The 9829-nt window shown below is 50.2% G+C and carries 13 protein-coding genes; 11 read left to right on the forward strand and 2 right to left on the reverse strand.

Annotated elements, in window-relative coordinates; genetic code table 11:
• Window positions 1-164: 164 nt before the first annotated feature.
• Window positions 165-1424: a transcription termination factor Rho gene (gene rho / locus HMPREF2572_RS05945; RefSeq protein ID WP_070496795.1), complete on the reverse strand. Its 1260-nt coding sequence runs from the start codon at window positions 1422-1424 to the stop codon at window positions 165-167.
• A 255-nt stretch (window positions 1425-1679) separates the two neighbouring features.
• Window positions 1680-2615 (reverse strand): hypothetical protein, encoded by a 936-nt coding sequence (locus HMPREF2572_RS05950; RefSeq protein WP_070496959.1) that lies wholly within the window; start codon window positions 2613-2615, stop codon window positions 1680-1682.
• A 156-nt stretch (window positions 2616-2771) separates the two neighbouring features.
• Between HMPREF2572_RS05950 and HMPREF2572_RS05955 the strand changes: the two genes are divergently transcribed.
• The 11 genes from HMPREF2572_RS05955 to tatC all read left to right on the forward strand — a co-directional run bounded on the left by HMPREF2572_RS05955 (window position 2772) and on the right by tatC (window position 9693).
• Window positions 2772-3668 carry a DMT family transporter gene (locus HMPREF2572_RS05955; RefSeq protein ID WP_070496798.1) on the forward strand — a complete coding sequence of 299 codons (897 nt, stop codon included), beginning with the start codon at window positions 2772-2774 and terminating at the stop codon, window positions 3666-3668.
• Between the two features lie 42 nt (window positions 3669-3710).
• Complete coding sequence (locus HMPREF2572_RS05960) at window positions 3711-4070, forward strand: SpoIIAA family protein (protein ID WP_049223638.1); 360 nt, start codon at window positions 3711-3713, stop codon at window positions 4068-4070.
• Window positions 4071-4267: 197 nt separating this feature from the next.
• Complete coding sequence (gene hisA / locus HMPREF2572_RS05965) at window positions 4268-5005, forward strand: 1-(5-phosphoribosyl)-5-[(5-phosphoribosylamino)methylideneamino]imidazole-4-carboxamide isomerase (RefSeq protein WP_003769070.1); 738 nt, start codon at window positions 4268-4270, stop codon at window positions 5003-5005.
• Window positions 5006-5314: 309 nt separating this feature from the next.
• Window positions 5315-5632, forward strand: a complete 318-nt coding sequence (locus HMPREF2572_RS05970; RefSeq protein WP_003756197.1) for a hypothetical protein — start codon at window positions 5315-5317, stop codon at window positions 5630-5632.
• Window positions 5633-5776: 144 nt separating this feature from the next.
• Window positions 5777-6544, forward strand: coding sequence for an imidazole glycerol phosphate synthase subunit HisF (gene hisF / locus HMPREF2572_RS05975; protein WP_003776869.1), 768 nt, complete (start codon window positions 5777-5779; stop codon window positions 6542-6544).
• 123 nt (window positions 6545-6667) lie between these two features.
• Entirely contained in the window at window positions 6668-7066 is a 399-nt protein-coding gene (hisI, locus tag HMPREF2572_RS05980) for a phosphoribosyl-AMP cyclohydrolase (RefSeq protein WP_070496801.1), read from the forward strand.
• Window positions 7067-7229: 163 nt separating this feature from the next.
• Window positions 7230-7553 carry a phosphoribosyl-ATP diphosphatase gene (locus tag HMPREF2572_RS05985; protein WP_070496804.1) on the forward strand — a complete coding sequence of 108 codons (324 nt, stop codon included), beginning with the start codon at window positions 7230-7232 and terminating at the stop codon, window positions 7551-7553.
• Window positions 7554-7666: 113 nt separating this feature from the next.
• Complete coding sequence (locus HMPREF2572_RS05990) at window positions 7667-7990, forward strand: histidine triad nucleotide-binding protein (protein ID WP_070496808.1); 324 nt, start codon at window positions 7667-7669, stop codon at window positions 7988-7990.
• Between the two features lie 45 nt (window positions 7991-8035).
• Window positions 8036-8230, forward strand: a complete 195-nt coding sequence (gene tatA, locus HMPREF2572_RS05995) for a Sec-independent protein translocase subunit TatA (protein ID WP_003740881.1) — start codon at window positions 8036-8038, stop codon at window positions 8228-8230.
• Window positions 8231-8233: 3 nt separating this feature from the next.
• The gene (gene tatB, locus HMPREF2572_RS06000; protein ID WP_070496811.1) at window positions 8234-8908 is read left to right on the forward strand and encodes a Sec-independent protein translocase protein TatB; all 675 of its coding nucleotides are present in this window, start codon (window positions 8234-8236) and stop codon (window positions 8906-8908) included.
• 8 nt (window positions 8909-8916) lie between these two features.
• Window positions 8917-9693 carry a twin-arginine translocase subunit TatC gene (tatC, locus tag HMPREF2572_RS06005; protein ID WP_070496813.1) on the forward strand — a complete coding sequence of 259 codons (777 nt, stop codon included), beginning with the start codon at window positions 8917-8919 and terminating at the stop codon, window positions 9691-9693.
• The last annotated feature ends 136 nt before the right edge of the window (window positions 9694-9829 follow it).

Genomic DNA, 9829 nt, shown 5'->3' on the forward strand with positions numbered 1-9829 from the left:
GAACTATACCCCCACCACCAAAAACCGTCAACCCCCAAACAATAAAAAATTCCGCAAAACCTAACAACAACCTGAAATACAAAGACTTTTATTTCAAAATATTCTCAAACCAAACTCAATCAACATCAAAGGTCGTCTGAAATACCTTTCAGACGACCTTTTCACTATTTACCACGCATCAATTCAAAAAACTCATCATTATTTTTGGAATCTTTGAGTTTGCCCACCAAAAATTCGGTCGCTTCGATTTCGTCCATTGGATGCAGGAATTTGCGCAAGAGCCACATGCGTTGCAACTGGTCGTTCGGCACCAGCAGTTCTTCGCGGCGAGTACCAGATTTATTAATGCTGATGGCAGGGAACAGGCGTTTTTCCGCCATGCGGCGGTCGAGGTGCAGCTCCATATTGCCTGTACCTTTAAATTCTTCATAAATCACATCATCCATGCGGCTGCCGGTTTCCACCAGAGCGGTGGCGATGATGGTAAGCGAACCGCCTTCTTCTACATTGCGCGCCGCACCGAAGAAGCGTTTGGGACGGTGGAGGGCATTGGCATCTACGCCGCCGGTCAGGATTTTGCCGGAAGTGGGTACAACGGTATTGTAAGCACGGGCTAGGCGGGTAATTGAGTCAAGCAGGATGACCACGTCTTTTTTGTGTTCCACCATACGCTTGGCTTTTTCAATCACCATTTCCGCCACTTGAACATGGCGCTGCGCCGGTTCGTCGAAGGTGGAGGAAACCACTTCGCCTCGCACGGAACGGCTCATTTCGGTAACCTCTTCCGGGCGTTCGTCAATCAACAAGACAATGAGTTCGACATCGGGATAGTTGGCGGTAATTGCGTGGGCGATGTTTTGCAGCATCACGGTCTTACCGGTTTTCGGCGGTGCAACCAAAAGGGCGCGTTGTCCGCGACCGATGGGGGAAACTAAATCAATGGCGCGGCCGGTAAGGTTTTCTTCGGCTTTAATGTCGCGCTCGAGTTTGAACTGTTTAGTAGGGAAAAGCGGGGTGAGGTTTTCGAAGAGGATTTTGTGTTTGCAGACTTCGGGATGATCGCCGTTGATGCTGTCGAGGCGGACGAGTGCAAAATAACGTTCGTTGTCTTTGGGTACGCGTACGCTACCTTCGATGGTGTCGCCCGTATGCAGGTTGAAGCGGCGGATTTGCGTGGGCGAGACGTAGATGTCGTCAGGACCCGCGAGGTAGGAAGTGTCTGCGCTGCGTAAAAAGCCGAAGCCGTCGGGCAGGATTTCGAGCGTGCCGGAGCAGGTGAAGCTTTCGCCCTGCTTCATCATTTGTCGGACAATGGCGAATACGAGGTCTTGTTTGCGGAAGCGGTTGGCGTTTTCAATGCCGTGTTCTTCTGCCATTTCCAAGAGTTTGGAAATGTGTAGGGTCTGTAGTTCTGAAACGTGCATGATTTTTGACAGTTGTATTGGAAAGAATGGGATTCGGAAGACAGAGGTCGTCTGAAAAGAATAGTGTACGGAACGTACGATGATTTTTGAGAAACCTGAATTGTAGGCAGTCGGAGGGCGGGTGTCAAATTTAGGCAGGGCAAGGTTTGTATGGCATAGGTTTTGTTGCATGACTGGTAACATTGAATTGAAAAAGTCGTCTGAAAAATACGTTTCAGACGACCTGTTATAAAGCAATAATAATCCTTCTGCTATTTAGCGTTTATTCAGATAACCCTCGGGGAAGATGCTGTGATATGAGGTGTATAGACCGATTGCCATCATAGAATAAGGAACTGTGAAGACAGAACCAGACAAAATTGTAAGAAAAATGAAAACTTTCCATATTTGCTGTTCCCCTCCTGCGCCTAACAGTTGTCCTCCTACACCCAATACAAAAATAATTGGTATAGCAAATAATGTCATTGCCAACCCAAATGCCATAATAACGCCAAACCAAATCAAGCTATATACCAGAAACGCAGGGATATTGCGAAAACAGGCATTTAAGCTAACCTTAATGGCGGCAACTGGTCTGACATCCTCCAACATGACCAAAGCAGGAGTCAACCAAAACATCATAGAACCAATGCTAATGACCATCAGCATTATAATGAACACAAGTGACTCCCCCATCGGCAACATCTCTAGAGCAGAGAGATTTCCTTTCGTAAGCAACATGATAGGAATAACAGCAACCAACGCAAGAAGCAGTATCGCAACTATACTCATCAGCATAAGAACTAGGAACGAACCGATCTTTTTAGTTGAAAAACCTGCAAACAAACTACCAAAGTTAAAATTCGCACCTTTTGCGGTTTGATGTGCCAGCAGCACAATACCACCTAGGAAACAATAGCTTCCCCAATATACAAACAGATTGATGATCACTTCGCGTATGACTATACCTAAGGACAATTGATTGAAGGTCATAGGCTGGCTGCCTTCTGCTGCATAGCTGGACAACAAACCCAAAGCAATCGGGATAAGGAAGAACAAAACCATTGCCCCTATCCATTTTAATTTGTATTTATTAAAAATACGCCATGATTCGGCAAACCAATTTACCCCTTCACTTGCACGCAAACGTTTGGGTTGATTAACGGGGCTATTAGGTACAGCAATATGTTGCGTAGGTTGCGAAGTTTCCATAAAAATAATTTCCAAGTTTATGAATGAGAAAAATTATCATTATATCATAAAACATAGGTTTATTTATTGAGCCTTTTTGACAATAGGTCGTCTGAAATCTTTTCAGACGACCCCATTTATAACCACACACCCCTTTCTTCTTTGGAAGTTTGATAAATGACTACACCCACACCCAAAGACCCTCTCGGTTCTGCATGGATGATTGTTGCCGCACTCGGTTTTACCGTCATGAACGTGTGCATCAAAGCCGCGGCGGCAAAATTCGGTTTCAACAGTGGCGAACTGGTATTTTGGCGCATGAGTTTTGCTGCCGTCGTATTAGGCATAATGGCAAAAGCACGCGGCGACACCTTTGCCACACCACATTGGAAAACCCACCTCAACCGCAGCGTTGTCGGCACAGCCGCCATGTTTTGCCTGTTTTATGCCGTCATGCACCTGCCGCTGGCAACAGGGGTAACCTTAAGCTACACCTCTTCGATTTTTCTGGCAGTATTTTCATTTTTTATCTTGAAAGAACGGATTGCACTTTATACGCAGGCGATTTTGTTATTTGGCTTTCTCGGTGTCGTCCTGCTGCTGAACCCTTCGTTCAAAGGCGGACAGGAAATCGCCGCATTGGCAGGCTTGGCGGGCGGAGCCATGTCAGGTTGGGCGTATTTGCAGGTGCGCGAACTGTCGTTGCTCGGCGAGCCGGGTTGGCGGGTAGTGTTTTATTTTTCGATAACCGGTGTCGTCATGGCATCGGTTTGGGCAACTTTGACCGGCTGGCACAACATTCCTCTATCCGCCCTGCCCTATCTTTTCTGCATCGGACTTGCCGCCATGCTTGCCCAGCTTTCCATGACCCGCGCCTATAAAGTCGGCAACAAATTCACCGTCGCCTCTCTTTCTTATCTGACCGTCGTCTTTTCCGCCCTATCGGGCATGATATTTTTGGGCGATACCGTCACTTGGCAGGAAACCTTTGGTATGATTATTATTGTCACAAGCGGCATATTAAGCAGCATCCGGCCGGTTTCGATTAAAAAGTGGCTTACCAAAACAAGCTGACCATCAACCTCATCATTAACATCATATAAAAAGGAGAGTACGATGATTTCCATCCGCGAGCAGTCTTACGGTTTGAATGTGGCGCTGTACAACGAATTTACCCTCGATGATTTCCGCCAGCTTGAAGCTGCCTTATTGGAAAGCAAACAAAAAATCCACTTGCCCGACATCCTTTTGGATTTGTCCATGCTGAAAGATTTCACAATCGATATGGCGATGGAACAAATCAAATTCCTTAACCAACATGAAAACGACTTCGGCCGTGTCGCCGTTATTACAGACGACATTTGGATCAAACTCGGCGCCCGCCTCTCCAGCCTGTTGACCAACCAACATCCGAAATATTTTGACGACGCCACTAAGGCTCAAGAATGGCTGTTGGCAAGCAATTTCAGGCAATAAAAATGAAGGGCTGAAACAGACGAAATAGCATCCCGCCCTTTTCACCTTCTGAATTTCGCTCGGAAGAGGTCGTCTGAAACATGCAAAATACACACAAAATAGCCCCGTTTTAGTGTTATCAATGACGTTTTTTCATTTAAATATGCTAAAACTCGATAATTTGTGTAAAATACACTCCGCATAAGGATAGGACTCCCATGCTGCTGATTCCCGCAATCGATTTAAAAGAAGGCCGCTGCGTGCGCCTGAAACAAGGTTTGATGGAGCAGGCGACGGTGTTCTCCGATTCGCCCGCCGAAACTGCGCTGCATTGGTTCAAACAAGGCGCGCGCCGTTTGCATTTGGTGGATTTGAACGGCGCATTTGCCGGCGTTCCGCAAAATTTCCCCGCCATCAAGGACATCCTCGCTGCCGTTGCCAAAAACATTCCCGTACAGCTGGGTGGCGGGATACGCGACTTGGAAACCATTGAAAAATATTTGGATTTGGGATTGAACGACGTCATTATCGGTACGGCGGCGGTAAAAAATCCCGACTTCGTGCGCGAGGCGTGCAAAACATTTCCCGGGCAGATTATCGTCGGGTTGGATGCCAAAGACGGTATGGTGGCGATAGACGGCTGGGCGACTGTAACCGAGCACCATGTGATTGATTTGGCGAAACGTTTTGAAGACGACGGCGTCAACAGCATTATTTACACCGACATCGGCCGCGACGGCATGATGAGCGGCGTGAACATCGACGCGACCGTCAAATTGGCGCAAGCCGTCGCCATTCCGGTTATCGCGTCGGGCGGTTTGACCAATTTGGACGACATTCGCGCTTTGTGTGCCGTTGAAAAACACGGCGTGGCGGGCGCGATTACCGGGCGTGCGATTTACGAGGGCAGTATTGATTTTGCCCAAGCGCAACAGTTGGCGGATTCGCTGGCATAAGTTGGTGTAGCGAAACTCACTGCGCTCGTTTTCAGACGACCTTATTTAAAAACAACCATCAAGGTCGTCTGAAATGACCCAACGTTTTCTTACTCACTTGTCCCGCCGTTTTCAAACAATATAGCGGGGCGAAGATACACAATAATCGGCTGAACCCGTTTGCTTTCATTGTTGTCCTGTCTTCACAGGTAGGACAAAAGACGGGTTCGTCCGTTTTTCTTCACAATAAAAGGCGGCAGACCGCCGAATATTGTTTGGGACTCACCATCCCACACTCACTAGTTTTATTTACTTTTCAAGGGGTATTTCATGTTTGAAGCATTTATTTTGGGCTTTTGGATTATCTGGTCATCCGGCCGCAACGTGCGCGCCGTCAGCGAAGGTTTGGGATTTACCATCATCGCCATCCTCGTCCGCCAGCTTTCCGCGTTCGATATGCCGATGATCGACACCTATTGGATGGTGTTTAACGGCGCGTTATGGGCATTTGCCAGCACAGTGTTTTATATCGTCGGACGCTTCAGCGGCAGCTTTATGACTTCCTGCGTATTCGCTGCCATTGCAGGAGTCGGCTATTTCCAACTGCTCCAACACCTGCCCAAATGGGTGCACAACTGGCTGGCGTAACACCTGCCTTGCCGGTATCAATGATTGGAAAGGTCGTCTGAAACGGATTGTCCGTTTGGGTGGAATCCGCTGTATGGGTTTTAGCGAAACCCGCTACGCTCGTTTTCAGACGACCTCATTCCTAGGTTTGGAAAGGCATTCAAAATGGCACTGGCAAAACGCATCATCCCCTGTCTCGACGTCAAAGACGGCCGCGTCGTCAAAGGCGTGAACTTCCTCGGTTTGCGCGATGCGGGCAATCCCGTCGATGTCGCCAAACGCTACAACGACGAAGGTGCGGACGAGCTGACCTTCCTCGACATCACCGCCTCCTCCGACAACCGCGACACCATTTTGCACGTCATCGAAGACGTTGCCTCACAGGTTTTCATTCCGCTGACCGTCGGCGGCGGTGTGCGCACCGTAGCCGACATCCGCCGCCTGCTCAATGCCGGTGCGGACAAAGCCAGCATCAACACCGCTGCCGTCACCAACCCCGATTTAGTCAACGAAGCCGCCGGATTTTTCGGCTCGCAAGCTATCGTCGTCGCCGTCGATGCCAAAGCCGTCAATCCCGAAAACACCCGCTGGGAAATCTTCACCCACGGCGGGCGCACGCCGACCGGCTTGGACGCAGTCGAATGGGCGGTTGAAATGCAGCGGCGCGGCGCAGGCGAAATCCTGCTCACCAGCATGGACAGGGACGGCACGAAACAAGGCTTCAACCTGCCGCTGACCCGCGCCGTCAGCGAAGCGGTCGATATTCCCGTCATCGCTTCCGGCGGCGTCGGCAATGTACAGCATCTGATTGACGGCATCAAAGAAGGCAAAGCGGATGCCGTGCTTGCCGCCAGTATTTTCCACTTCGGCGAAGTCAGTATCCGCGATGCAAAGCTCGCCATGCGCGAAGCCGGAATCGAAGTGCGGCTGTAAGTTGAACTTGATTGGCTCAAGGTCGTCTGAAAACGAGCGCAGCGAGTTTCGCCAAAACGAGTGTAACGAGTTTCGCTAAAACGAGTGAAACGAGTTTCGTCAAAATAAATAAGGATGCCGAATATGGATAACAGCCTGCTCAACGCCGTCAAATTCGACGAAAAAGGCTTGGTCTGCGCCATTGCCCAAGATAGGCAGACCCGCCGCGTATTGATGGTCGCATGGATGAACGCTGAGGCGCTGCAAAAAACCGTAGAAACCGGTTTCGCCCACTATTACAGCCGTTCGCGCCAAAAGCAATGGATGAAGGGCGAAGAATCGGGACACACGCAAAAGGTGTACGAATTACGCCTCGACTGCGACGGCGACGCCATCGTGATGCTGATAGACCAAAACGGCGGCATCGCCTGCCATACCGGACGCGAAAGCTGTTTCTACAAAGTCTGGAAAGACGGCGTATGGCAGACGGTTGATGCCGTGTTGAAAGACGAAGAAGCCATTTATGGGCATACGCATCCTTAGAGGTCGTCTGAAAACGAGCGCAGCGAGTTTCGCCAAAACAAGTGTAACGAGTTTCACTAAAAATCGGGCGGATGATTGTCTGTTGTCAGAAACAGCGTTACGCGAAGCCAAGCAAACCCATGCCTTATCCGAATAGTCCTTATCCTTCAAAGCCGAAAATCCCATGACCGACACCATCCTTACCCAAATCCAAAACACCATCGACTCCCGCAAAGGCGGCAATCCCGAAGCTTCCTACGTTGCCCAGCTTCTGCACAAAGGCGAAGACAAAATCCTCAAAAAAGTCATCGAAGAAGCGGGTGAAGTCCTGATGGCGTCGAAAGACGGCGGCGGCGAACACCTCGTTTACGAAGTTGCCGACTTATGGTTTCACACCATGATTCTCTTGGCGCACCACGGTTTGCGCGCCGAAGATGTCGTCAACGAGCTTGCGCGCCGTCAAGGTTTATCGGGCTTGGCGGAAAAAGCCTCTCGCAAAGAGTCTTGAATTTATATTACAATCCGACCTTATTCGTTTTTCTGCCGTCTGTTTGACGAAACGCGCTGCACACGTTTTAGCGAAACTCGTTACACTCGTTTTCAGACGACCTCGGAGCCATTATGGACAACTGTATTTTCTGTAAAATCGCCGCCAAAGATATTCCGGCGCAAACTTTGTACGAAGACGACGAGATGTTGTGCTTCAAAGACATCCGCCCCGCCGCGCCGGTTCATCTGCTGCTGATTCCGAAAGTCCATTTCGACTCGCTGGCACACGCCGCGCCCGAACATCAAACCCTCTTGGGCAAAATGATGTTGAAAGTCCCTCAAATCGCCGAAGCGGCAGGTTTGACCGACGGCTTCAAAACCCTTATCAACACAGGCAAAGGCGGCGGACAGGAAGTGTTCCACCTGCATATCCACATCATGGGTACGCCTGCATAAACCAACATTCCCACCATCCATTTTCAACTATATCAAGGATTTATTATGGGTAGCTTCTCTCTGTGGCACTGGATCATCGTATTAATCATCGTCGTTTTGGTTTTCGGTACCAAAAAACTGCGCAACGTCGGCAAAGACCTCGGCGGTGCCGTGCATGACTTCAAACAAGGTCTGAACGAAGGTACTGACGCCAAAAAAGACGAAGTCATCGAACACAAAAAAGACGAAGACAAAGCATAATCTATGTTTGATTTCGGTTTGGGCGAGCTGCTTTTAATCGGCATCGTCGCCCTGATTGTACTTGGCCCCGAGCGTCTGCCTGAAGCCGCCCGCACTGCCGGACGGCTCATCGGCAAGTTGCAACGCCTCGTCAGCAGCGTCAAGCAGGAATTCAACACCCAAGTCGAATTGGAAGAGCTGCGCAAAGCCAAACAGGAATTTGAAGCCGCCGCCGCACAAGTACGCGACAGCCTCAAAGAAACCGGTACGGATATGCAGGACAACCTGCACGACATTTCCGACGGGCTCAAACCGTGGGAACGTCTGCCGGCGCAACGCACGCCTGCCGATTTCGGTTTGGATGAACACGGCAACCCGCTTCCTTCATTAAGCGCAGAAGTTTCAGACGACCCATCTGTTTCCACGTCGTCTGAAAACGCTATGGCGCAAGCAGACAATCCGACGGATGCCGTCGAAACCGACACGCCTGCGGAATCCGAACAAGACCGCGCTTGGCGAGAATACCTGACCGGCAGCGCCGCTCCGGCGTCCAATGTCGTAGAAGTCAGCTATATCGACACTTCCGCAGACGCGCCCGTGCTGCATATCACTTCCCTCAAAAAACAAGCGATGAACCGCAAGCGCGACCTGCGCCCGAAATTTCATGCCAAACCCAAACTTCGCGTCCGTAAAAAGTGAGTAAACCGGTGTCCGAACCTCAAAACGAACAACCCGTCCAACCTCTTATCGAACACCTTATCGAGCTGCGCCGCCGCCTGATGTGGATCGTCATCGGCATCGTCGTCTGCTTTCTCGGCATGATGCCGTTTGCCCAGCAGCTTTACACCTTTGTTGCCGACCCCCTGATGGCGAACTTGCCCAAAGACACCAGCATGATTGCCACCGACGTCATCGCACCGTTTTTCGTACCGGTGAAAGTGGCGCTGATGGCGGCATTCCTCGTTTCCCTGCCGCACACGCTCTACCAAATCTGGGCATTCGTCGCGCCCGCCCTCTACCAAAACGAAAAACGCCTGATTACCCCGCTCGTCCTCTCCAGCGTCAGCCTGTTTTTTGTCGGCATGGCGTTTGCCTACTACCTCGTTTTCCCCGTCATCTTTAAATTCCTCGCGGGTATTACCCCCGTCGGCGTCAACATGGCGACCGACATCGACAAATACCTGTCCTTTATTTTGGGTATGTTCGTCGCATTCGGCACGACTTTCGAAGTCCCCGTCGTTGTCGTCCTGCTCGCTAAAATCGGTATTGTGACCACCGAACAACTCAAAAACGCACGCCCCTACGTCATTGTCGGCGCATTCGTCATTGCCGCCATCATTACCCCGCCGGACGTGATTTCCCAAACCCTGCTTGCCGTCCCGCTTATCCTGCTTTACGAAGCAGGCATCTGGTGCAGCCGCTTTATCAAATCCAAATCGGAAACAACCGACGAACACCCGCCCCTTCCGCCCGCAGAAACTTAAATACAGCCTGCGGATATGGCTTGCAAAGGTCAAAGGTCGTCTGAAAATGGAACAATCCATTTCAGACGAGCTTTTTCATACGCCAGCGCTCGCGCCATACCAGTCTGATATAGTGGATTAAATTTAAATCAGGACA

Source organism: Neisseria sp. HMSC064E01 (assembly GCF_001808875.1).
Lineage (GTDB): Bacteria > Pseudomonadota > Gammaproteobacteria > Burkholderiales > Neisseriaceae > Neisseria > Neisseria sicca_A.